Origin of the sequence: Cellulophaga omnivescoria, assembly GCF_001999725.1 — a bacterium.
Lineage (GTDB): Bacteria > Bacteroidota > Bacteroidia > Flavobacteriales > Flavobacteriaceae > Cellulophaga > Cellulophaga omnivescoria.
Genome location: NZ_MDDP01000009.1, coordinates 16,023 through 41,191, shown reverse-complemented (window position 1 = coordinate 41,191; position 25,169 = coordinate 16,023). Strand labels below are relative to the sequence as shown.

Below are 25,169 nucleotides of genomic sequence, written 5' to 3'. Positions count from 1 at the left end.
CTTTAAAATAATTTAACTTTTTCCTAAATCACTTTCCGACTTCGATAATCCATTGTATATAAAAGATAGCAAGCCAAATAAGAATTTATTAAATAGCCTATAATTAACAATGAATTAAATACAGATTGTAACCAATTCTTTCACTTTGCTTATTTTCAATTATCAATTTCTAAGACTTTAAATTAATCCTATTTAGCTTTTTAGATGTACAATAGTTTTTTTGGGACAAATCATATTGCTTTTCGTAATAATAAAATTCATTTAAACTATCGTTAATATTGAAAACATACTGCAAATTCTGTAACAATAATTAAAATATTTTAATAGGTCTTTCCATATTATTTTGATTTGTTAAAAAGTAGCCCAGCCTATTTAAATATGAACCAGTATTAAACTCATAATTTTCCATAGAATTTGTTTTTAATTAAAAAACTATTGTATCGTATAACTTGTTTTTTCAACTTGTGTTAGTCTAAAGTAACCAAATGCATAATTCTCAGAATTGGTTGTATTAATACAATTTCCTTTTAAAGCAACTGGAGTAGGGCTAAAAATATCTAAACCTAATGATTGCTTTATTAAAATACGCATATAATTATAATATGAATTGGAAACACCAAAAAACTCAATATCAACAACATCTCCCGTTACGAAAATTTCTTTTTTATCTGTTGTATCGTCCTCTTCTTTTTCATAAACAATCTCAACTTCATTACCATCTACAAACTCATCTTCTATAACTATTAATTCAGGTAAAACGTCTCCTACTCTATGAAGTTTAAGCAAATAGAAATTCTCTTCACCCTTAGGATCATTGAATGTAATGTTAATCTCTAAATTTTCATCATTAGATCCATTTTCTTTAGATTGGCTAAGGTTGGTTATATCTGGAACAGAAATCATTTTTTCCGTGCCAGTATATTTTTCACTTAAATACTCTACTTCTAAAATATAGGTGTTATTAAGTATAGGTACAAAACTAGATGTTATATACTCTCCTTTGCCATTATGAGTAAATATAAATTCCTCATTAGTATTTGTATTCACTACTTTTACACTAGCTTCTGTTACTGGCTTATTTGGACTAGATGCAAAATAAGGTGTGGATGTACTTAATCTAATTTTTTGATTAGCTCCAGATGTCCCCTTTTCCCAGTTTAAAGACGCCTCTACTGTTAATCTTGGATCCGCGTTTTGTAAATCTACATCTATCACATTTGTACAGGCAGAAAAAAACAATCCGGTTAGTATTAATAAATATTTTATATGTAATTTCATTGTTTTAAAATTTAAAATTATAGGTAACTGAAGGAACTACTCCAAAAATTGCTGTTCTACTTGCCTCGTTTGCTCCAGTATCTAGATTTTGAGAAAAAGAAATAGATGCCGCATTTTTTCTATTGTACATATTATATATACCAAAAATCCATTCTCCCTGCCATTTTTTATCTGTTTTTGCGATTAGGGCTATACGTAGCCGAAATATCTAATCTATGGTATAATGGCAACCTATCTGCATTTCTATTAGAATAACTGGCTATAGACAAACCTTCATATTGATACTGCTCATTGGGGTAAGTCACAGGTCTTCCTGTTTGGAAAACTAAGTTAGATCCAAACGACCATGTATCGTTTAGTTCATATGATCCTGTTAGTGATATATCATGTGTTCTATCATAAGCAGTATTATACCATTCCCCTTCATTGATTCCTTCCCTCCTGCATTACTACCTAAAACTCTTTGCTCTATCTGAATAGCCAATTGCGCTTGAATAAATATCAACCGAATCAGTAGAAATCATAATGACTCCCTTAAAATTACTTTGATTAATTATGGAAACTATTTTGGAGATTAATTGAGTATAGTCTTTCCGTTTATTTTTACCGCTCAATTGACAAGGTAAGAGTATTCCAAAAAGACAAAAAGCGAATAAATATCTCATAAACAAATATGCTGAACAGATTAAAAACCAATACTATCTTGAAAGAAATTGAATCAAATCATTTTCAGAAGAAAAAATTTCATCAAAGGGGACCTCTATCATTGCGTTTAATTTAGATTCTAAAAATGAAGCTCTTATGTCAGTATGTAATCCTAATATTTGTTTCGAGGATTCTGATAAGTATTTTTGAGTATATGCCATTCCGAGTTCAAAACATGCTCCTTCATCAGGTACTCTTCCATCTAATACAAAAAGAAAAATATCACAGCGTAAAACTTGCTCCCTATCAATAGAGAAAATAATCATATTTCTTTGAGTTGCTGTCATTTCATCAAAAGGTACTTTTTTAAATTCAATACCATCTCTTTGAGGTAAGAAAACGTCATATCCCAGTAATTCTAATTTATTAACTAAAGCGTTGTTAAAGTTTAGTTCTGCAACACTAAATAAGGGGCCGGCGAAATAAATTTTCAATGTAGTTAATTTTTAATTATTTGTAAATTTGTGTTCAATTGTAATTCAATCAGAATTAGTTACACGCATTATCACTCAGGTAGACTTCATTTGGCGTTGTTGAGTTATTCTCAATACATAAATACCTTTTTCCACCAGTAGGTAAATAAATATTATTATTGGTTATTACGGTATTTAAATGTGTGTCAAATAATCTTAAACCACTTCTGTCTTTTGGTTTAATAGTATTATTAGTAACTTCAATATGTTTTGCACTCCCAATTTCAAGACCACCTTCTACTAGATTATTTTTGAAAGTAATACCATTTACATTTGAAAAGGTAAGTGCTCTTGAGCCATAAAAGAAATTATTATCAAAAACTACTTCTTGATTTTTATGTTCTTCATTATTGTTCATTCGAGCAAAATATACGAGAAAACCACTTGATGATATTATAGTGTTGTCTTTTATCTCTATGTCATCATTATTCGTATTGGTGGCTTGTATTCCATTTTTTTCCACCGTAATGGTATTTGCATAAATTCTTGATTTAGTTGCTTTACTTAATTGAATTCCTGCTTCACAATTGGTAATTGTGTTATCATGTACAAAAGCATCGATAGTACCAACAATGATTCCGGCACTATACCCTTCTATTATATTGTTTGCTATTTCGTTATTAAAAACGGTCTCTCCACTACCTGCTGCGAAAATAGCCCAGCTGTCTGATGCGGTGTCAATTGCTTTAAATCTATTGTTAATGATTTTTGCACCTGATATAAGTGAGTAAACTACTCTTGTACCTATATCGTTATCTTCAACAGTAATATCTTGACCTATTGTAAGTGTAAGGAAGCCTCCACGGCTACCGCTCTCGGTATTGCCCTTAATTAAAACATCGAAAACTTTTTGACGTTCTTTTAATATGCCGTTATCATCTCTAAAACGTTCTGGTTCTATATTTATAGCATAACCAACCTCTCCGCCATCTGTATTCGTAGACGGCTGTCCAGCGTCAATAAATGTATTGTTCTCAATAGTAATATCTCTACCATCTACTAATGCAATGGCCATTCTTCTAGAGTTTTTTATGATACAATTTTTAATAGTGACGTTTTGCGTAGGGTTATAATCTGGATTATATGAAAAACCAAATGAAAATATGGCAAAAGTACCTGATGAACCATCTTGAAAACGAACTCCATCTACCACAATGTTTCTTCCTGAATGAATATAAAAAAGGTGACTTCCTTCCAGGCCATTATCATCAGCAGAAAAGACACGTTGGTCCCTATCGCCATATAAATTACCTCCTGTTACAGTAATATTTTCAGCATCCCTAACGGCCAATATGGCACCACCTTTTCTATTATGTTTATCACCAGGATAAATTCGTAGATGAGTATTTTCTGTCATTTTTAAATTGAAGTTGGAAGGGATGTTAACAGCTTCTAGTGTTGGATACCAATTAGCATTGGTAGCAGTACTCGTTGTTTTAGTAACTTCAAAAAAAGCATCGAGCTTATCGATTAAAAAAGTAGAGGCTTCTAATTTTTTGGTTAAGAAAAATACTTTTTCTAAAATAGCCGTATTAGCTAGTGCTACTTCAGAAGTGGTGTTCCCTTCAACTATATCCCACCTAACAGCGTAAAATTTGAAAGTAGGGGATGCTAATCTTACTTCTCCTTCAATTTCTAATTTAGAACTTAAGAGCCTTCCGTCAATGGTTCCATTAGAAAAAATAAGTTTGCCATTTATTATATCTCCTCCACTAAACTCAAAATTTACATTATTAGGCAAAGTAATTGTTTGTCCATTTAGGTCTAACAAGCAATCAATTTTTATAGTGGAATCAGCGGTTAGGTCAGATAAGTTAAAACTACAAGGTGTTGTTATTGTATTTTCAGGAACGTCCGATACAATGTCATTTCCTATATCTTCTAAGTTATCTTTACCGCAAGAGCTGTTGAGTATTATAAAAATGAGAATTAAGTAGGTTTTATTTTTCATTTGGGAATGTTTTAATTTTAAGTCATAAATATTAAAAGTTTATATCTAGGAATATTTTAAAATCTTAGAATCTGGTTATTCATAAAAATACTTTAGAAGACCACCTCTTGTTAACGACATTACTACATTATCTTTGTAGTTAATACCTCCTAAATTTTCTGAATGCGTAAAAGATAATTGCCAAGTAGTACCAGCATCGGTAGTCTTATAAATTTTATTTTCTGAAACGCCCCATCCTTCATTTTGATTTTTAAAGGCAATGTCGTAAAATTTTGGTGAGTTATCCTTTTGTGTCCAGGTACTACCGCCATCAATTGTACTATATAGTTTTACAGTTTCAGCATTGTCACCCGTTGCCGTATTTGTGGATAATAGTAGAAAACCGTTAGAGGCATCTAAAAATTCAATGTCAAAAACAAAAGGATATGATTCGGTAGAATTACCATCAATTATGGTTTCTTGCCAAGGCGAATTCTCTCCATTTTTATATAAAACAACAGGATTGTTTCCCAAGTTGTTTCTACCACCAACCCAAATATGGTTTTCATCTAAAGCAAAGAATGAACGTAATTCATTGTTGTTGGAACTATTATTATAAACTTCTGAAAAGTTAATACCGTCTGTTGTTTCATATATGACTTTATCGGAAAATGCTGCAATACCTGTTCTCATATCTTCAGATATATATAAACCACAGTTTATAGTGTTTTCAGTATCAGGATTTATAAAAATTGTATTGTTAATTAAAGTAGAACCTCCAACGGGTATTTTATTAATTCGTGCAAAATCTGCCCAGCCTTCATCATTAATTGTGACGTAGAATGTTCCGAAAAAACCTACAGAAGCCCAATCTTCCCAAGTAATACCTCCATCTAATGTACGGTACGTATGACCGCCCCCTCCATTATCTTTTACGGAGAAATAATAGCGTAAACCGTTTACCTGTTGTGTTTTAAATAATGTCTTTCCTTCAGTCCATGGAACAGCATTGGGTGTAAGCTCCCATTCGCCTATCTTTTTAGGTAAAACAGCAATGTTGCCATTATAATCATTTTGATAAGCACTTGTAAGATTGGTATTTGCTATTTGAATTTTAAGTACAGGAACTAAGTTTGTTGTTTTTGGTAGTTTGAATTTGATTTCTGTAGTATTGGAACTTAATATTTCTACAGCAATATCATCAAAAGCGATACTTACATCCGTCTTATCTTCAGAAAAATTTGTGCCTAAAATAGATATTGTTTCTCCTGAATATCCAAAATCATTAGAGTAAGATGTAATAGTAGCATTTTTAATTTCTATAGGTATTTCAGTAGTATCATCTTTACTGCAACCAAGTATGAAAATAGTTGTAAGAATTGATGTCGCGAATAATTTTATGCTTTTTGTCATTCTAAATGTAGGTTAAATTTTGTTTTTTTGATTAGCGAAATTACTTTTTGAAATATTATGAAAATTGTAAAAAATGGACATTTTTATAATTTCAGACTGCTCGATTTTGTCAACTCTAAAAATCGAACCTATAATTCATTTTAAAGGCTAATCCCCAGCTTTTACGTATAATGTCTTGATTATAATTATCTGAAAGCACAAGATATATGTAGGACAATGGCTTGTATTCCCATTGTAAGCGGCTATTTATATTAAAGTTGTCACTTTGTGTGTTGTATTGCACATAGGTAGTCCAGTTTAATCGATTATTGAAAAATACTTCCCCAGTAAAACGGGTTAGGTGAAACGTTTTTTTGCCCAATAAATCTAAATCTATTTTATTAAAATCATAATTCAATTGAAGGTTTGCAAAAGGTAATAATTGATAGTTTATATATGCACCAGCTGCAATTCTACTTCCTCCATAATAGTTTCCTTTTTGTGCGTCTAACTGATATCTAAATTTTTGATTATTCGCAGAATTATATCCTATTTTGAAAATCCCAAAATTATAGGTATCAGGTTCTAGGGCATTCCCATTTCCTAAAGGTGCAAAACCATATTTTAAGTTTACATATTCTTGGGTGTACACATAATAGATAGATGACAAGTCTTTAAAAAAAACTGCTCCATTAAAGAAGTGTGATGATTGATTTAAATCTCCACTTTCATCAAAATAAGTGTCATTGCTATAGTTTAGATATCTTACTGAGTTTAGCGTTTTAGAGTTATCGTAAAATTTTTCATATCTAGTACCAATAGTAGTTTGTGTATATCCCTCTCTAATAGTTACATCATTAATTGCATCATAGTTATATAGGCGTGGGGTAAAGCCTACATCTGTAATATAATTTTTACCCACATTTTTTATAGCTGCATTCCAGTTAAAACCTCTTTTATTAAACCAAATTCCTGCATTGTAAAAACTATTATCACCAGAGATATTATCATTAAAACTTTTTCCTAAGTTGGCTAAACCAATCCATTTATTATTGTCTGATTTAAAATTTATGTTGATTCCTGTTACCCGATTGTAATCATTTTTAAAACTGAATTTATCAGTTTCCTGTCTATTTATTAGGAACCCTGTTGCAGTAAAGTTTTTATTGAGTTGTTGTTCTGCGACTAAAGCTCCATAATTTTGTGAAGCATTTGTATCTTCATTATCAGTTTGCACATTTAAAACACCAATTCTTGTTTTTGGCAATACATTTCCTGATAATTTTAGTCCAATTTGAATAGGGTTTTCAGCTCCAATTCTTCTTGAGTAAAAGGGGTTTATGCCCTCAACCCCCAAGTTTGAAAATAAATCGGCGTTTTCAAGAAAAAAGTTTCGCTGCTCTGGAAAAAATATTGAAAACCGGGTAAGGTTTGTTACTTGTTGGTCTACATCAATCTGTGAAAAATCTGGATTTATGGTCGCATCTAATTTTAATGACGACGTTACATTGTATTGGACATCTAAACTAGGTTTAATTGTTGTTTCATTGGTATTGTTAACTACATCGTTTTGATTATTTACTGTTACCGATGGTGTAACCGCAAAACGTGAAGCGGATGAATTAGGTAAATCTTCAACCCTGAATTTTTCAGTAAAACGCAAATCAAATAAGCGATAGTTACGTTTCACATTTTTTAAAATGGTCCATAAATTCGTTTTAATATCTCTTACATAAAACTGAACTCCAAAGACGCTATTGTCACTATTAAAATTTAATGATTTTAACGGAATCGCTATTTCATATTGCTTTAAGTTGTCATTTAAAAAAGCTTTTGCTTTCCAAATTGTGTTCCAACTTGTGGTAAAATCATAACCTTCATTAGTACGCTCTACTATACCATCTATTTGAGTGCTATAACTATTTACTGAAAAATAATAGGCGTTTTGTTCTTGGTTTTGGGTATCTAAAACCATTACAAATCCATCGCTTATCCCAATAGGAACATCTCGTTTTAAAGAACTTACTTGCGTATTGCTTGTTGTGTCATTATATGTTAAACTAACATACAAGTATTCTCCATTATGAAACATTTTTACTGATGATTGATTTTCTGCCAAACCAACATCCGTTGGTGCATAATTATAAAAACCAGAATGTGAATTTAAAGTATTCCATACGTCTTCATTGAATTTGCCATCTACGTCAATTTGTGTGTCTACATAAGTAATTGTTGGTTCCTGCGCGTTAGTAACTATAAAAAGGAAGGACATAATAAATGTTGTGTAAAGTTTCATCTTATTATTTTTTATTATAAATCTTAAAAGGTGTTGGTTGTAGTTATTTGTCACTTTAGTAGGCTGCTATTAATTACTATTTTTCGTATTTCTTTCTCAAAATGGTAATTGATTGGGATATTACTATTGTATAAATTTTCTAAAACAATTACGTCTAAATCCTTTTCAGGAACATAAAATTTGATTGAAACAAATCCAAAACCTGTGCCACCGTGACCAATATATTTAACCGGTTCGTCGCAAATGTCAACTCCATATCCGTAATAGATTTCTTTATCACTTAAAGCGGCAAACAAATCTGGCACATCTGAAGTCGTCATATTTTTATAGGATTCAGATTTTAGTAGCTCTCCTTTATGCAATTTAGAGTCCCAAATATGCAAGTCGGCAACGTTTGAGATAATACCACCTGTTGGAACAAAATCATTCCAAGTTTCATTAGTAAAACCAAGTGTGTGAAAATTTACTTTTTGAAACTTGTCTTCAATCCATTGATAACCATTTATTAAATATTTGTTTCTATTGTTGAGTTGGTAACAATAGGTGTTATCCATACCTATTTCTTTAAAAAGGTCATTAGCAAGTTGGCTATACTCTTTTTTTGTTACTTTTTTCAGTATCCTTCCTAATAGACCATAAGCTGGATTGCTGTAGTGAAAACTTGTACCAGGCTCAAATAATAAGGGTTTATCTAAGTCTTCAATTCCTGCCGACATATTGAGCAATTGATGAACGGTGACCGTATCTGCCCAAGATGCTGAAAGTTCGGGTAAATAGTTTTTGATAGGGATATGTAGGTTAATGTTTCCTTTTTCTACTTCTTTGGAAACTAAAACTCCGGTAATTTGTTTACTGTTAGATTGAATTCTAAAGTTATCTTGTAACGAAATGCGAGTTTTATTTTCAAAATCGGAATATCCAAATGCTTTAGAATAAATAACTTTCCCATTTTTAGTGATGGAAATTACACCGTTAAACTTTCTAGGTTTTGTTGTTTGAATTAAGCTGTCAATTTTTGTAGAATAGTCATTTACTAATATCTTATTAGCTTTTAAAAGATTAGAATTGGCTTGATTATTTTTACAGCTCGCAATCAGCAAGATTATAGAAAAGATTAAAAATTTGAAGTTGTATTTCATTATGCTTAACATTTTAGGATATAGTTCATGTTAATTACCGTCAACTCGTGTTGCTGTTTTACTAATTATTTTCCAATTATCTCCAATTTTTTTTAGTAGAAGTAAATCGATATAGATCATTTTCCTTTCTGGAATAGAAATTTCTACTTTTGCAGTTGCTATATCTTTTACTACTTCAATTGATAATACTTTTCCATAGCGACCATTAAACTTTCCTTTTTCAGCATCTTTAAAAAAAGCAACATATTCTTTTGGTGTTAACGATTTAAATTCACCGCCAACTGTTAAGTATAAAGTGGCATTTTCTGTAAAAACACTTTCTAATTGTTCAAGATTATTATAAGAACTCCCTTCTATATAGTTTTTTAGTGTAAATCCAATTTTCTCTTTATCAGATAATTGTGTGGGACTCTTTTTTTCTAAACTTTCATAGAAAAGTTTAGATTCACTTACAAAGCTTTTATCGTAATTAATAATTTTTTTAGAATTTTGATTTCCATAAATAGTAATAAGTAATTGCTGTTCATTTATCTTGTTATGGTTTTTATTGGCTTGTGAAAAGACTAAGAAAAATGACAAGAAAGACATCAGATAGAGTAAGTATTTCATGATATATTATTTTTATTGTTTTATTCCGTAACCCCAATAGATACTGGTAATTTTCCATTGGCTATCAACCTTATGAAGTATCATTAATTTGTATTCAGGAATTTTAGAGTGAAATTGATCTAGTCGAAGTCTAGCAAAGGATATCTTATCATAAATTTCAATACTCAAAAGCTCTTCTTTGTAATTTGGATCAGCATTGTCAGAATCTAATCGAAATTCACTTTCTTTATATTTTCCTTCTTTATTTACATATCTGTATGCCCCTTTTTCATGCATAGAAAGTTTTTTATGTTTTATACTTCCTGTGTGGTCGCCTATATAAAAATTTTTAATTGTGGTGATTATAGCTTGACGATCTGAAAGATCTATCTCATCGGAACTCATTCCAACTTTCTGTCCGAAAGCAGTTATTGCAATAAACCCTAATAGTAAAGTAAAAATTAAGTTTTTCATATTTAAAAGTATTTTGATTCAAAAGTATAAGTGAGGTATATACGATTTTAAGTAAATAGACCAGTAATTAATGAATGCCCACAGAAAGGATATTTTTAACAATTATACTCTTATCATCAAAAAAGCTATGTTCGACATCCTAGATAGCGGTTTTAGCGACTTTTAAATAATAATAGCCAGTATAATTGTATTTTAGCTATTTCAGATGAAGCCTTTTTTAAAAAAATACAACCCATATAGGTCTATATTATTCAAACATTTATTGTTTTGGATATCTGTGTTCCTATACTTTATTCTTTCTATAAATGTTAGTAATTTTGAAGCAGGTTATTTACAGTTATTTCACTCTACCTGTAAAATCATAATCCCACAAATAATCACAGCATACACTTGTTTGTATCTGTTAGTTCCAAAATTTTTAAACGAAAAAAGAAACTATCTTTTTATTTTTTGGCTTATAATTTTACTAATTCTAATGTTTGCATTGTATGTTACACTTCATATGTATTTATATGAACCAAAATATATAGAGTACTATAATGACATAGCTAAAAAATATGCGGAAGATTCATTTTGGAAAAGATTTAGCAATTTCTCTGTTTTTTTAAGTAAATCTATTTTGTTTTTAACACCTGCCGTATTACTTCTAATGGCTCAGTTTTATAAGAATCAGCAAAGGCTTTTAAAGTTAAATGAACAGAAGAAAACAGCAGAATTAACTGCCTTAAAGCATCAATTAAATCCGCATTTTTTATTTAATACTTTAAATAATTTGTATTCGCTAGCATTAAAAAAATCTGACCAAACACCGGATGTAATAGAAAAATTAGCAGATATTTTAGATTATATGCTTTATAGATGTAATGATACCTTCGTTTCGCTTCAAAAAGAGATCGAGCTGATTAACAACTATCTTTCTTTAGAAAAAGTAAGGTATGGTAAACGCGTTCAAATTTTATTTGAAAACAATATTAAAAAAGATGTGAATATTGCACCACTTTTATTGTTAACTTTTATTGAAAATGCTTTTAAACACGGCGTTAGCCAAGAGTTAAAAGAAGCTTTGATAGAAATAAATATTAACCTTGAAAATAGTCAGATTGTTTTTTATATAAAAAACACTAAGCCTAATGCTAGCCTTGAAAATAGTGAAGAGAGTCGTATTGGTTTAAAAAATGTAAAAAAGCAGTTAGAGTTAGTATATCCAAATAATTATATATTGGATATTAAAAATGCTAAAGAAACCTATGAAGTAACTTTAAAATTACTTGCCAAATAATGAAGTACAAATGTTTAATTATTGACGATGAAGAATTAGCTAGAGAGTTAATCGAAGCTCACATAGGGCAATTAACAGATTTTGAGCTTATAGCTTCTTGTTCTAGTGCAATAGAAGCAAGTGCCATTTTACAACGGCAAGCAATAGATTTATTATTTTTAGATATAGAAATGCCTGTTTTAAAGGGTACAGATTTTTTTAAAAACTTGCTTCACAAACCTAATGTGATATTTACAACAGCTTACAGGAATTATGCTTTGGACGGATTTGAATTGAACGCTATAGATTATTTATTAAAACCTATTAGTTTTTCACGTTTTTTTAAAGCAATTGAAAAATTTAAACAACAGCAAAATAGTTATAGTCAAGAGTATCAAACTACGCTAACTACCGAAAAGGATGATTTTATTTTTGTAACAAAAAACAGAAAAAAAATAAGAATAGATTTTGCCGAAATTTTATATATAGAAAGTTTAAAAGATTATATAAAGATTCATTTAGTAAATGAATCACATACTGTAAAATTTAGTATTTCTGCTTTTGAAAAAGAGTTAGACAGTCGCTTTATACGCATTCATCGCTCCTATATTGTTAATTATTTTCAAATAACAGCTTTTACGAAGAGCGATGTTGAAATTGGCAAAATAGAAATTCCTATTGGCGAAAGTTACAAGACTATGGTTGAAGAAAGGTTTAAAAGTTAGTAGGTAATTAAACTCACATCGTTTTTGGCAATATCATTTAACCCAACATTATTTTCTATCCAGATTAAGTCTTAATGATTCTATATACCGTCAATTCCTCTGTGTTAGTAGTACAAGTTTTTTTGTTTAAACACGCCTACATATTATATTTTAAGCTTTTTAATTTACATTTTGTTGAAACTGCGATTAAAATCGGTAGCCAATACTTATTGCACGACGATTTATAATATCATGGTCTGTTTTATATGCATTAAACAAATTACCACCCATACCAAATAAAGCTTCAAAAACAATTCCACTTTTGGTAACCCATTTATAACCAACACTTGCTCCTAATGATAAATCAATTACATCAGGTCCTTCGTTTAAGGTTAAATTTCCATCTAAATCATATAGTTGTTTTCCATCGATAGAACCTAGTGTTGCAAACCCTTCCGTAAAAAAACCTGAAGCATATTTTTTACTAAAGTATCTTCTGTAAAAAGGTGAAATTTGATAATTGACATCTTCATCAAATTTCTGACTAAATGCATATAAGCCTACAATTCCCAATGAAGAGTTTTTATTTAAATTCCTTTCATATGTAACCTCAAAAAGGCCTAGTGACGTAGAGTATGCATTGAGCTTTACATCATTTTTCTTTTCAAATTGGTAAACTGTATTGCTATTTTGATCTTGAGCTTTAACTAGAAAAAGTGAAAATAGCATTGTTGTGACTAAAATTGTTTTTTTCATTAAAAGTGTATTAATATTTTTATGAGGCTAAAGTAATTTATCCGTGATTAAAAAGGTTTCAAAAACTTCAGAGTGAATAAATCGGCACTTATCTATTAGATTTTCTGTACTCGTTTGGGGTGACACCCGTAATTTTCTTAAAGGATTTGTTGAAAGTAGTTTTTGAAGTAAATCCTGCTTCCATTGAGATAGCAAGCAAGCTATAATTATCAAATTCCGAATCAACTATCATTTTCTTAACGTCATCAACTCGATAGGTATTGATATAAGTATTGAAATTTTCATGACTTATGCTGTTAATAATTTGGGACAAATAACCAACACTTATATTGAGTTTTTCTGCGACTTTAATTCTATCCAAAGAGTTATCTCTATATATGTGCTGTTCTTTACACAATTTTTCTAGTTTTGTATAATAATCGTTTTCTTGATTGAATATTTCTTGGTTAACTAAGTTTTTTTTAACAATTTGTGTTTGAATAAAAGGAGTAGATACTTTTTCTTTTAATATTTTTCTTATTGCAACTTTATCCTTGGCTAGTTTAAAATTATATATTCCAATATATGCTGTCCAATGAATTATATAAGAAACGAACAACGCAAGAATTTTCATTGCATAAGAAATGTTGTAATCAAAAAACAAAGCAATTAAAATTGATAAAAGCCATATTATTTGAAATACCGAAATTAAAAACCATAAAACAATAATCCATCTTTTGTCTTGTTCATCGTTGGAAAACTTAACTAAAGTGTAAGTACGTAATATAATAAAAGGTAGAAATATTAAGATCAATAGAAATTCAATCTGACTTAATATATCATATACAATTCCGACTGAATTGGAATCAAAAATAGCGTCTATAGCATTTATAATTACAGAATATCCAAAAGGGATAAACAACCAAATTCTTTTTTTAAAACTTTTAAGAGGATCATTAATTTGATTTTCTACAAACAAGAAGAAAAATACGGGTAAAATAAAGACCCATTCTACGTTATCTAAAATTTTTAAGATAGGAACAACATTATATGCTCCATTAACTTCAAAAACAAGGTTGAGTAAAAGTAGAGATAATGTAAATATCGTGCATGCTAAAAAATTATTCCCTTTAGATTTAAAAAAAGGTGACTTTAAAATAATTAAACTTAAAACGATTCCTTGAAAAATCGCAATATTCAGTAGTGAGACAAAAATTAGCATTAAAGTTCTTTTTTTTTAGCTACAATATGACATGGATTTGTTGTTTTGCTAAAATATAAACAACACTTTATAAATCTAATTATAACATTTCTATATCATCTAGTTTATAAGATTTAAAATGTAGGATTTACAGGGATCATACTAGTTTTTAGGGATATATAAGTTTAGGTCTAAATCTTGGAATTGATTTTTAGGATTAAGAACATAAATATTCGATTTTTTTCGATTTTCATATATCTCTTCAAGAGGAATCTCTGGAACATTATGTTCCGGATAATTTTTGTCTAACAATATATCTGATGAAGCATAATGTAAGGAGTAGAAAACGTTTTCAGTAGCCGGTTCTATTTTCCACTTCATTGTTGTTAAGTCCAATACACCATATCCCGATTTTGTTCTTAGAATAGCGTACCCAATGGTTTTAGGAAATATGGTCATACTATATGGGGATGCAAATTTTACGGGAGATTCTTTTTGATTAATAGACCTAAAGACATAACCCTCTCTATTATTTTCTACTTCTATTAAAAACCACAAATCTTCTAGGGTCGCAAAGGTATATTTGTAGCGAGGACGGTCACGCATTTTCTCAAAACCTTCAACTACTTCACCATCTTGTTCAATAATAGAATAGGTGGTAATAAAATTTTCATGCTTATTAACTACCGCATAGTATTTTTCTTTGAATTGGATGGCAAATCTATCAATTAGCGGTTCATTATTATTAAAATCATAATATTTACCATTGTAAGAAGTGATAGCTCCATCTTCATCTACTTCAAAACCGGAAATGTCATTATTAATCATTTCTCTATTGTTTGTTACCTCTTCAAATGATTCATTATATAATTGTCTTGAGATGCCATAATCCCCCTCTGAAACATAACGCACATCATAATTGCTTTTAGAACCCTTTAAAACTATTTTACAACCATCTTCATTGTTTCTAGTTTCAAAAGCATGGTCTGCACTAAGCCATGGACCAAAAAAGACAGGTTTCATAAAAATAGGTACTGTAATTTTTTTCTTAGACTCTTTATCTAGAAACCCCCATTTTTCATCTTTTTCTGAATAGTATGGTACAAGATTTTTAGATTCGTATTTTTTTATTTTACTAAGCAATTGTGCTTCTAGTTTTTCTTCGCAACTAGACTCTTGTGAGAATACGTTTAAAGGAATAACAATTATTAAGGCTAATAGTATTTTGTTCATGCTGTTAAGATTTTCGTTTTAATCTATTCCTCTATAGATATTTAGAATATATAATACCCTACAGAAACTTGAAAATTAGAGTTTTTTGTATCAACATTTTTTACAATATCAGTAAAACCAATATTATAACGTAATTGACCGAAAAAAGAACCGAATTCTACTCCAACACCTAGAACTCCACTAAAATCAATATTTTCTGGTTCAACCAGTGTATATTCATCATTAATTATAAAACCAAATTGGGGTCCAGCCTCTACGCTAAAAAGTTTAGCAAATTTGAATTTTAATAAAACAGGAATATTGATATAGTCAATATCCAAATTTTTAATTCCTTGAGCAGAATAGATAAGTTCTGGTTGCAAAGCAAACATATCTGTCAACACAATTTGTGCAACAGCACCTATATGATATCCGGTTCTTGCATCTATATCGTCTAAATTATCACCGTTTATAGTAGAGAAATTTACCCCTCCTTTAAAGCCAAATTTGATGTCTTGCGCATTTGACGAAATTGAAAAACCTATTATCGTAATTGCTAGTAAAAAACTTTTTTTCATAATTATAATTTTATTATTTGTTCAAATCGTAGTAAAAATCAAAAGTTATTATAACGTAGAGCTTTTGCTTTTCTGTTGCTGTTTGTTAAACTTAGAATTATCCGCTTTTATTTTCGTTTGTAACTAATGAACTCGCATCTTTTATATTATTTCAAATCCTCAATTAGGCCTTTAACAACTTTCATTAATTTATCTGCTGTGTCCAAGTCGCTTTGGTTTGTAATCACAGAGATTCCCAAATTATATTTAGGAAGTAGGAAAAACCAATTTTGACTACCAAAACCACCTCCGTGCATACTGTAATACGTACCGTATTCTTTATTGTTTCTAATAGGGAAATAATAGCCTATTTCTCTATTCCCATTTTCAAGAAGGTTTCTGTGAGATTCTGCAACTACTTTATTGCTAGGGTCTAAATGCAATTGCATATAGTTAACTAAATCTGGCATAGTGGTTTTTACACCACCATCAGCACCATATATAACGACTTCATGTGGAACAAGTTTACCAGTCATTCCATAACCATTAGCTAAATATTGTTCTTTATCTTTTGGAAGGTCTACATAGGTATCATGCATATCAGCATTCTTTTGGAAATAGTCTTTCAAAATGTCATTAAAAGATTTGTCATAAACATTTTCCAGTATTTCCGCCATGAGTTCTGTGTCAACGTTAGAATATGCATATTTTTCACCAGGAATAGTATCTAGTTTTATCAAATGCAAATCGTTAAAAAATTCTTTTTTACCGTAATCCTTTTGAACTTCATATACTTTAAAAGGTAAATCTTCATTAAAGTCATTTAACAGCGCATTGATACTTTCAGGTAAGAATTTTGACATTCTACTGGTATGTGTCAACAAATGTTTGATTTTTATAGGTTCACCATTATATTCGAAGTTTTTGAAGTCTTCTTTTAGATACTTTCTAATATCATCATCAAGAGCTAGTTTTCCTTCTAAAACAGCGTTGGCAACTAAGACTCCTGTAAACGTTTTACTTACCGATGCAATTTCATAGATTGTTTCGTTCGTTGATTTATTGTTTTTCCCTTTATCTAGTTCTCCATAGTGAGCTATATACTTTTTTCCATCTTTATAAACCCCGATTGAAACAGCATTTATTTTAGAATCTAAAAGAAGAGAATCTACATTTTTATCCATGGCAATCTGAACTTTATCTAAGGATTTAGGGGCTTCTTTTTTTTCTGAATTTTTGCAATTTGTAAGCACTAGTATTGATAAGACAAGCAATAATTTAATTTTCATAATTCTTTTGTTTGATGTATATATTAGGACGAACAATCCTTAAAATTGTAACTGGTATATTTTGTAATGTATAATTTATTTTACTGAGTCAATTCTTATTTGGCTGTAACTCCAAACATACTCTCCAGTTTCTTCATTTCTCTCTGGGATTGCGTTTTTTATTCTTTTAAATGTAAATGACAAACGTACATTTTCATTATATGTATGTTTATTTCCTTCATTATCAAACAATACTAAATCCTCAGGTGTGAATTCATTCGGTAGATAAAATTCATTATTACCTTCTCCAAAATACAGTTCAAAACGCTCTATATAATTGTTATCCGCGTCATTAAATATTATCTTTAAAGGTCTTCCAATTACTCTCGTGATATCAGAATTACTAATAGTTGCATGACCAATAATCGAGTACCTTTTACCATCGCTATCTTTTTGTTTCTTTAATTCGTGAAACTTATTTATTGATATTTCAGTGCCAATTTCATCAGTTCCTTGAAAAAGAACATCATCTTTAAATTGATTAAACAGAAGTGCGATTACAGAAATTGCAATAAGTGCATAATATGACTTTTTAGGTTTTTCTTTATGTGTCATGCTTTTAAATATTTAGACAGGTCAATTAAAAACGGCAAAACTACTTAGAACAAAACTTTGAAAATTGTAAAAAATGGACATCCTAAGTAAAAAGGCTACATATTAAGTCTGTTTTTTTTTAGATAAAGAAGTGACTTTTTATTAAATCCTTTGAACATCAACCAGATACCCAGTACTATATCTAAAATAGCTGTTGGCACATTTAAAACTATGTATTCTACCGTTATAATATCCAAAATACTGAATAGAACTAAACCACTTGCAATTATGGATAAGACAGCTCCAGTTATTCCCCAAATAGAAATCCATTTAGGTAGAAGTTTTGATTTAATAAATATGACATAAAGCATAATATTACCAATACATAATATTAAAATCATGAAAATATGATTTACAGTATCGCGAGATGATTTTAATATACCTGCTAATGTTTGAATCTCTATGAAGTTTATAGAAGTACCTTTAACGTAATTATCACTTAAAATAAGAAGACCAAGCATTAGAATTGTTCCCAAAATGGAAAGTGTAACAGCAAGAATTCTGAAACTTAAAAAGCCAATGGACAAACTAAGGCTAAACTGTTTAACGATAGGATATAGTAAAATAGCAATGCCTAAATAGACTAGGGACATTATAAATTGAAATATGGCAGCTATAATTACTTGGTTGGAATTTGTGGTAGCTTCTGTTAAATAGTTTGCGGAATCAATTGATGGTGCTATGCTGAAAACTCCTGCAATTAGTCCGATGAACAGAAAGAGCCCGATTATTTTTTCTTTATTTTCAATTCTGTAATTCATCCTTAGTTGAGCTGTTTTAGGTTTTACTCCTCAAAACTATTCAACTAAAGATTCTAAAAATTGTAAAAAATAGACGTTTTAAATATCGTCGTCGCTTAGGCTCCAAAAGTCTTTTGGATTAAATCCTGTGAATAGTTTAAACTCATTATTAAAATGGGCTTGGTCAAAATAGCCGTTTTCATGAGCTATTTCTGTAAGACTTGAACTAGTAGGATGTTGTTTAATCACAGATTCAAAACGAATGACCCTTGAATAGGTTTTAGGATTAAACCCTGAGTATTGTTTAAACCGTCTGTTAAATTGTTTTTGAGACAGACCAAAATCATAGGCAAGTGGTTCAATTTTCAGGTTCCCATTACCATTTTTTATAGCCTTAATTGCTTTTGTTATTAATGGGTCTTCCATTTTAGGTTGGTTCAAAAGCGATTTAAAATATTCAGATAAAACATCAATACGCTCTTTAGTTGAAGAGGCTGTTTCTATCTTTTCATTTAACAGGATGCCTTCCTTACCAAGAAATGTATTCAAAGGCATGAACTTTTCATTAAGTTCACTTGCTGGAATATTAAAAAAATTGGGGATTGCATACGAATAAAACGCTACACCTATAAGATGATGAAATTCATCTACCGGATACTGATTAGCTAAATGGGTATGACCCTGAATGGCTGAAAACAGAAAGCTAGAGTTCTTTTCATTTCCGTTAAAGGCAAAAACAATTTCAGATAAACTACTACCAACAACATAGTATGTCGTGTTCGGTTTTTCTAAAGGTGTATCCCAGGTACAAACCCAAAAATGACTTATGTGGCTTTCAAGTTCTTTGCAAGGTGGTATTAAATTGTATTCCATTTTCTAGTTAATTCCGTTTTAACACATTATTTCTTCTTTTGAATTGGTTAGCTTTATTTCAAACAACTCAATTTATAATACAACGTATAGGTCTGTATTTTGTTACAATATAGTTTCAAAGGTATATTATTATTTAGGTAGTCTTATTTTGTTGTTATTTATAAAATAAACCCCAGTTAATAATATAACCGCTGATATTATAGATTGACCAGTAATCTTTTCATCTAAAAAGTACCATTCTAAAATAAGTGCTATAATAGGTTTTATAAATTCAGAAGTTGCTACTTTTTCTATAGAAATTACTTTTAACAAATAATTGAAACTGTTATGCTACTGAATAGTGTTTGGCCTGTTAAAAAATATCTGTTTTAATCTTACAATGAAAGGGAGATACCTAACTTTCTCTAACACACCATCAACGCTACCGCTCAGCATATATCAATAATCATTAGAATAACTAAAAGACTATCTTCCTTTAAAGAAATTGTTTTTTCAGGTCAGACAGTATAAATGAATAATTCTTAATTTAAAGTGCGGTAAAATCGTTTTAATAGATTCAAAATGTCGATTTTTTACAATTTCTAGCTGTTTAGTATATCTAGTTTTACAGGATTTTAAAAACAAAAGAATAGTTACGAAAGTGCGACAAAAGCAAATACAAACAGTCCTTTAAAAAACCAAACTTTATATAAACATGAAAAATCTAATTCACATATTAACTGTTCTTGTACTACTTACTTCTTGTAACCAACAAAAAGACAAGATAATTATTGAGAAGCAAATATTGGACAAATTAAGCCCAATAGAAGACCCTAATTTCTTTATAGGAAAACATAAAACTAAAGCAATGGTTTTGGGTGTTTTTCATTTTAATGATGCTGGTTTGGATGGTTATAAACCTAAATTTCCTTTTAATATTTTGGAAGATAAAAGACAAGTTGAGTTGGAGACACTTCTCAACAAAATAGCAGAATACAAACCTACCAAAATACTATTGGAATGGAATAGAATTAAAGCAGATAGTATTGTTAATGAAAAGTATCAAAACTATTTGAAAGATAGTTTTGATATTAGCGAAAAGAGTAACGAAGTTTATCAAATAGGATTTAAACTTGCCAAAAAACTTGGCCACGACCGAATTTTTTGTTCTGATGCCTCTGCCGATTGGTTTGGTGTAAATTTAGATTGGGACAATTATGACGAAGATGCGTACTTAAAATCACAAGGTCAATATAAAAAAGCAAGACGATACGACTTTGATGCATTTTATAAAATAGGAGATTCATTGAAAACTACCCGAACTCTTACAGAGCTTTTATTAAGGCTGAATAATCCTGAGAACAGGCGTAAAGACCATCAGTCATATCTAACGAAAATAATAGAAGGTGCTGGCGATAATTATTTAGGAGCGGATAATGTAGCTAGGTGGTACCGAAGAAATTTGAGAATATTTGCTAACACGTTAGACATAACCGATTTTGATAAAGAAGAACGCCTTTTATTAATTTACGGTTCAGGTCATGTTTGGCAGCTCAGACAGTTTTTTACCGATTCTCCAGATTTTGACTACGTTGAACCAAATGATTATTTAATATCTAGAGAATAAAAATTAGTTACTTTTCTTTTTTATTTAAAGGAATATTTACTGCAAGAATATCAGGGGAACCTCTAAATATGATAAAATTTATAGATTGCCCGCTTTCATCCATTTCTAATTTTAAAAAATCTTGTCAGACATCTAATGAAATATTACATTCGCTCTGATATTTTACAATTTATTCCAAATATCCAAGTACATCTTCCAATCGCCATCTATTTTTTTCCAAACGATTACATATTTGCCTTTCCAGGTATTTATGCTCCCGTCTTTGTGCTTGGTTTTGCCCTCATAATACCCATAATCATAAGCAGTATTATTGATAATACTTATTTCAGTTTGGGTTATTTTATGGTAAGTGGTACTTACACCGTTAGGAAGTGTCCAATAGGTAATAATATCCTCACCTTCTTATATGTTAGTGTTATTCGGAAATATTTTTGCATCAATAGTATAACATTTAGCAATATTCGTGTAATCTGAAGCCATTACGTATTTTGAAAAGTCTTCTGTGTTTTTCAGTATGGTTTGAATGTCTTCTTTGTTTCCATTTAAAGTCTGACTTTGTAAATGACTTATGCTTGAGAGATTTAATATTATAATAATTAAATTTTTCATATTTTAATTTTTAGTGTTGGTTACAATATTATGTATTTCATCTGCCATATCCATAACATTAAAATACTTTTGGTTCTTTAAAATCACAATGTACAAATCATCTTTAGGGTAGTATCTAATGACGCTTTCATAGTTTCCTTGTTCACCATGATGATGGTGCACTTCAAGTTGGTCACCGTCCCATTCTAAAATTCCTAAAGGTGATTGTGAGCCTTCTCTTTCTGAAAGGAACTTTATAGATGCTTTTGATAGCAATTGATAACTATGTAAATGATAGAGCCATTGGTACAAATCTTTTGCAGTAAACAACATTAAAAACTTTGCTTCTCTATTTGTAAAGGGATCAAAATTGTAATCTTTATCAAATGCTATAGCAGGCAGTACTTCGTTTTTGTATGGCATTGCCTTGCCAAAATAACTATCGGTCATCTTTGCAGGTTTAAAGATATGTTGTTGAACATAATCTTCGAAAGATTGCCCAGTCACCTTTTCAACGATAAGCGTTAATAATAAGGGGTTATAGTTTGAATACAGATAATCCGTACCAGGTTTAAAAACGAGTTCCTCTACCTTTCTTAAATCTTTCAAAAGTAATTGTTCTGTAATTGGTATTTTGTTATCCACATAATGTTCCCATGACACCTTAGGTAAACCACTGGTGTACTTAAATAGCTGCTGTATAGTTATTGAAGATGTCCAAGTAGGCAAATCTAAATCACTTAAATAATTACTAATTTTATCATCAGTTTTGAGGCTTCCTTTTTCACAGAGTTGCATTACAGCAACCGCTGGAAATTCTTTATAAATTGAACCAATGCTGAAACGATGTGCAGCTGTCAACTGTTCTTTTGTTTCAGGATGGGCAATACCAAAAGATTTTTCATAAAGTACGGAATCGCCTTTTACTACCAATACATTTCCATTGAGTTCTCCCTTTTCATATTGTTGTTGTACGTAGTCCACAATGTTAGTTTGCTGACAACTTGCCGTTGAAAAAGCTATTATGATATAAAGGCTTAGAAGTTTTTTCATTTTTAAATTAATTTTAGTAATAGTTTGTATTAAAGCTTATTATATGATTTTCATCATTAGTATTTTTATACCACGATAATCCTTTCGAATAGATTTATATTAATTATTTTTTGTTTTGTCTGTGGAATATCTTGTTTACTATTTTCCATTCCCCATCAATTTTTAACAAATTCACATAATCGATAAAATAGAAGCTGGGGTAGTCTATACGAAGGCGTGCATTAGCTGCATTACCAGCAATATTGATTTGCTCTACGATACAAGTGCGATTTTGCTTTGGTCCTGGCTTGATGGCTTTTTCAAAGAAATCAATAGCATTTACCTCTGTGTAGCTTTCTCCCTTGATAAATTTCATACTTGCACTAGGGTGAAAGGCTTTTTTCAGCGTTTCAAAGTCATTATTTGTACCACCGTCTAAATAATAGGAAACTGTTTTTTCTACGAGGCTATAATCAGACTTTTGAGCAAATGTATTTAGTGTAACACTAATGCAAAGTAATAATGTTAAGATTGTTGTTTTCATTTTTTTTATATTTATATTGATTTATTTTTCTATTAATTCTATAACTTTTTTGGCAACCGATATTGAAGAAGAAGGATCTTGACCTGTCACTAATCTTCCATCTGCCTCAAAATAATTTGCATTTCTTTCTTTTGAATATGAAAAATTTCCTCCTCGTTTATTAATTGTTTTTTCTATAGAAAAAGGAAAGGTTTTATATTTCTCCGAATCCATATTTTCAAAAATATCAGGATAGCCACTTATTTGTTTTTCTTCATATAAATATGTTCCGTTTGATAATTTTAAATTGACAATACCTGCGGTACCGTGGCAAACGGTGGATATTATACCATTGTTTTCATAAACAGTTCTTGAAATAGTTTGAATTTCTTTATTTTCTGGCACTCCAAACATTGCAGAACCACCACCACTGTAATAGGTTGCTTTATAACTTAATGGATTAATCTCGTTTGGACGAAGTGTGTTTTTAAGCAAATTCTTAAAATCAGTATCGTTTAGATACTTTTTCTGAATGCTATCAAAATTGTTTATATATCCAATAGGAATTACTCCGCCTTTTGGGCTTACAAAATCTACATTATAACCTGATTTTTTAAAAATATCATAAGCCAATACAATTTCAGAAAAATGATTATATGCATTTAAATTTGTATTTCCGTACGTATCTTGATTAGATACTACAAAGAGTATTTTGTCAGACTCTTTTTGAGAGGTTTTACCTCCAATTAGAATAGAAATTAATGATAAAAGAAATATAATTTTTTGCATACGGTTTTAATTTACCGCAATATGCAATCATTCTTATCTATAAAGGTTTTCTATTATAAATCCGAACTACTATTATGTAAATAAAGACTTTTAATTGTTTTGTTTTTGGAATCTAGTTTTTTTGTATTGAGCAGGTGTAGTTCCTGTTATCTTCTTGAAAGTTGTAAAAAAAGTAGATTTAGAATTAAAGCCACAATCGTAACCGATAGTTTCAATTGTGTATATTTCACTTGAAATTAATAACTGTTTTGCTTCTTCAATTCGAAATTCGTTTATAAATAGCGAAAATGATTTCCCTAAATTATCATTTAGAAGTTGTGATAATTGATGAGTAGAAATATTTAGTTGTTTAGCAATATCTGACAATTTTAAATTGGGGTTTTTAAAGAGTTTTTCATTATTAATCACAGTTAATTTTTCTATAATTAATTTCACCTCTTCTTTATCAATTTTCTTATTCTCGTATTTTACTTTTTCTTCAAAAAATAAAGTGTTTTTATTCTGTTTAAATAACCATAATAAAACTAAAAGGTAAAAAACAAATGAAAATGATAATGCTCCTACTATATACGATGTATAAGAACCAATATTATAAGAAAGCCAAATAATTGATACTCCTGCAAAAATACTTAACAACCAAACTTCAACTTCGTTGAACTTTATATTTTTTGAGAATATTTTTTTTAGAATATGTTTTAGTTTAAAACCTGTTAAAAGAATATAAATCAACCATTGAAAATAAATCCCCTTAACTAAGAATTTGGTCCACAATTCTCTATTGCCTAAATATGGATATAGAATTCCTAATATAATCACTATACTAAAAGAAGGAATTATGTGAATCCACCATTTTATAGTATTCGATGATTTTAGTTGAGATACGCTATACAGGTATAGTGCTGGTCCAATTAATACACAAGCAGAAAGCCCTATTTGTACAAAAACACTAAATAAATTTGGATTAAAAAATAAGAAGACAGATTTGATAATTCTAATACTCAATACCAAAAGTAATAAGGCTAAAAAGTAATTTGAGAATTTTTTTCTTTGTGCGACAATACCAAAGTAGAGTGATAATAAAAATCCATTAAATGCTCCTAAAGCACTAAAAAAGAAGATGAGTTGGTTTTCAAAATTCATTTATAATTTGATAT

The 25,169-nt window shown here is 29.8% G+C and carries 24 protein-coding genes and 2 pseudogenes; 3 read left to right on the top strand and 23 right to left on the bottom strand.

Features of this window, described 5'->3' with window-relative positions; genetic code table 11:
* Positions 1-432 precede the first annotated feature (432 nt).
* From BFJ87_RS05005 to BFJ87_RS04965, 9 genes and pseudogenes are all read right to left on the bottom strand, one after another.
* Complete coding sequence (locus tag BFJ87_RS05005) at positions 433-1,278, bottom strand: DUF4249 domain-containing protein (RefSeq protein WP_077400846.1); 846 nt, start codon at positions 1,276-1,278, stop codon at positions 433-435.
* Between the two features lie 4 nt (positions 1,279-1,282).
* Positions 1,283-1,712, bottom strand: a pseudogene (locus BFJ87_RS17170) (hypothetical protein); the annotation flags it as partial.
* Between the two features lie 264 nt (positions 1,713-1,976).
* Complete coding sequence (locus BFJ87_RS04995; protein ID WP_077400843.1) at positions 1,977-2,417, bottom strand: nucleoside 2-deoxyribosyltransferase; 441 nt, start codon at positions 2,415-2,417, stop codon at positions 1,977-1,979.
* Positions 2,418-2,472: 55 nt separating this feature from the next.
* Entirely contained in the window at positions 2,473-4,407 is a 1,935-nt protein-coding gene (locus BFJ87_RS04990) for a NosD domain-containing protein (protein ID WP_077400840.1), read from the bottom strand.
* A 75-nt stretch (positions 4,408-4,482) separates the two neighbouring features.
* Complete coding sequence (locus BFJ87_RS04985) at positions 4,483-5,799, bottom strand: IPT/TIG domain-containing protein (protein WP_077400837.1); 1,317 nt, start codon at positions 5,797-5,799, stop codon at positions 4,483-4,485.
* A 115-nt stretch (positions 5,800-5,914) separates the two neighbouring features.
* A complete protein-coding gene (locus BFJ87_RS04980; RefSeq protein ID WP_077400834.1) occupies positions 5,915-8,074 on the bottom strand; it encodes a DUF5916 domain-containing protein in 2,160 nt (719 codons plus the stop codon).
* Between the two features lie 50 nt (positions 8,075-8,124).
* Positions 8,125-9,213, bottom strand: a complete 1,089-nt coding sequence (locus tag BFJ87_RS04975) for a serine hydrolase domain-containing protein (RefSeq protein ID WP_171974469.1) — start codon at positions 9,211-9,213, stop codon at positions 8,125-8,127.
* A 30-nt stretch (positions 9,214-9,243) separates the two neighbouring features.
* Entirely contained in the window at positions 9,244-9,822 is a 579-nt protein-coding gene (locus BFJ87_RS04970) for a nuclear transport factor 2 family protein (protein ID WP_077400828.1), read from the bottom strand.
* A 12-nt stretch (positions 9,823-9,834) separates the two neighbouring features.
* Positions 9,835-10,275, bottom strand: coding sequence for a hypothetical protein (locus tag BFJ87_RS04965; protein ID WP_077400825.1), 441 nt, complete (start codon positions 10,273-10,275; stop codon positions 9,835-9,837).
* A gap of 502 nt (positions 10,276-10,777) precedes the next feature.
* On the opposite strand from BFJ87_RS04965, the gene BFJ87_RS04960 reads away from it, so the two are divergent.
* Both BFJ87_RS04960 and BFJ87_RS04955 read left to right on the top strand, forming a co-directional pair.
* Positions 10,778-11,554: a sensor histidine kinase gene (locus BFJ87_RS04960; RefSeq protein ID WP_171974468.1), complete on the top strand. Its 777-nt coding sequence runs from the start codon at positions 10,778-10,780 to the stop codon at positions 11,552-11,554.
* Entirely contained in the window at positions 11,554-12,258 is a 705-nt protein-coding gene (locus BFJ87_RS04955; protein WP_077400818.1) for a LytR/AlgR family response regulator transcription factor, read from the top strand. Before BFJ87_RS04960 ends, BFJ87_RS04955 begins: the two co-directional genes overlap by 1 nt.
* Before the next feature lie 186 nt (positions 12,259-12,444).
* Here BFJ87_RS04955 and BFJ87_RS04950 read toward each other — a convergent pair whose 3' ends face one another.
* From BFJ87_RS04950 to BFJ87_RS04910, 9 genes and pseudogenes are all read right to left on the bottom strand, one after another.
* Entirely contained in the window at positions 12,445-12,993 is a 549-nt protein-coding gene (locus BFJ87_RS04950) for a DUF3575 domain-containing protein (RefSeq protein WP_077400815.1), read from the bottom strand.
* Between the two features lie 88 nt (positions 12,994-13,081).
* Positions 13,082-14,194: a helix-turn-helix domain-containing protein gene (locus BFJ87_RS04945; protein ID WP_077400812.1), complete on the bottom strand. Its 1,113-nt coding sequence runs from the start codon at positions 14,192-14,194 to the stop codon at positions 13,082-13,084.
* Between the two features lie 141 nt (positions 14,195-14,335).
* The gene (locus BFJ87_RS04940) at positions 14,336-15,406 is read right to left on the bottom strand and encodes a hypothetical protein (protein ID WP_077400809.1); all 1,071 of its coding nucleotides are present in this window, start codon (positions 15,404-15,406) and stop codon (positions 14,336-14,338) included.
* 41 nt (positions 15,407-15,447) lie between these two features.
* A complete protein-coding gene (locus BFJ87_RS04935; RefSeq protein ID WP_077400806.1) occupies positions 15,448-15,963 on the bottom strand; it encodes a porin family protein in 516 nt (171 codons plus the stop codon).
* Between the two features lie 146 nt (positions 15,964-16,109).
* Positions 16,110-17,231 carry a serine hydrolase domain-containing protein gene (locus BFJ87_RS04930; RefSeq protein WP_077400803.1) on the bottom strand — a complete coding sequence of 374 codons (1,122 nt, stop codon included), beginning with the start codon at positions 17,229-17,231 and terminating at the stop codon, positions 16,110-16,112.
* Positions 17,232-17,306: 75 nt separating this feature from the next.
* Positions 17,307-17,825 carry a hypothetical protein gene (locus tag BFJ87_RS04925; RefSeq protein ID WP_077400800.1) on the bottom strand — a complete coding sequence of 173 codons (519 nt, stop codon included), beginning with the start codon at positions 17,823-17,825 and terminating at the stop codon, positions 17,307-17,309.
* Between the two features lie 95 nt (positions 17,826-17,920).
* On the bottom strand, positions 17,921-18,625 hold the full coding sequence (locus BFJ87_RS04920; protein WP_077400797.1) for a DUF4386 domain-containing protein: 705 nt from the start codon (positions 18,623-18,625) through the stop codon (positions 17,921-17,923).
* A gap of 78 nt (positions 18,626-18,703) precedes the next feature.
* Positions 18,704-19,477: a helix-turn-helix domain-containing protein gene (locus BFJ87_RS04915; RefSeq protein ID WP_077400794.1), complete on the bottom strand. Its 774-nt coding sequence runs from the start codon at positions 19,475-19,477 to the stop codon at positions 18,704-18,706.
* A 129-nt stretch (positions 19,478-19,606) separates the two neighbouring features.
* Positions 19,607-19,801: pseudogene (locus tag BFJ87_RS04910) on the bottom strand (EamA family transporter); the annotation flags it as partial.
* Positions 19,802-20,171: 370 nt separating this feature from the next.
* Between BFJ87_RS04910 and BFJ87_RS04905 the strand changes: the two are divergent.
* Positions 20,172-21,083 carry a DUF5694 domain-containing protein gene (locus tag BFJ87_RS04905; RefSeq protein WP_077400788.1) on the top strand — a complete coding sequence of 304 codons (912 nt, stop codon included), beginning with the start codon at positions 20,172-20,174 and terminating at the stop codon, positions 21,081-21,083.
* A gap of 162 nt (positions 21,084-21,245) precedes the next feature.
* On the opposite strand, the gene BFJ87_RS17165 is transcribed toward BFJ87_RS04905, so the two are convergent.
* The 5 genes from BFJ87_RS17165 to BFJ87_RS04880 form a co-directional block, all read right to left on the bottom strand.
* Positions 21,246-21,470 (bottom strand): nuclear transport factor 2 family protein, encoded by a 225-nt coding sequence (locus tag BFJ87_RS17165; protein ID WP_420836111.1) that lies wholly within the window; start codon positions 21,468-21,470, stop codon positions 21,246-21,248.
* A gap of 225 nt (positions 21,471-21,695) precedes the next feature.
* The gene (locus BFJ87_RS04895) at positions 21,696-22,724 is read right to left on the bottom strand and encodes a serine hydrolase domain-containing protein (RefSeq protein ID WP_077400785.1); all 1,029 of its coding nucleotides are present in this window, start codon (positions 22,722-22,724) and stop codon (positions 21,696-21,698) included.
* A 103-nt stretch (positions 22,725-22,827) separates the two neighbouring features.
* Positions 22,828-23,247, bottom strand: coding sequence for a nuclear transport factor 2 family protein (locus BFJ87_RS04890; RefSeq protein WP_077400782.1), 420 nt, complete (start codon positions 23,245-23,247; stop codon positions 22,828-22,830).
* Between the two features lie 21 nt (positions 23,248-23,268).
* Positions 23,269-24,015: a type 1 glutamine amidotransferase domain-containing protein gene (locus BFJ87_RS04885; protein ID WP_077400779.1), complete on the bottom strand. Its 747-nt coding sequence runs from the start codon at positions 24,013-24,015 to the stop codon at positions 23,269-23,271.
* Between the two features lie 90 nt (positions 24,016-24,105).
* Positions 24,106-25,155, bottom strand: a complete 1,050-nt coding sequence (locus BFJ87_RS04880) for a helix-turn-helix domain-containing protein (protein ID WP_077400776.1) — start codon at positions 25,153-25,155, stop codon at positions 24,106-24,108.
* Positions 25,156-25,169 lie beyond the last annotated feature (14 nt).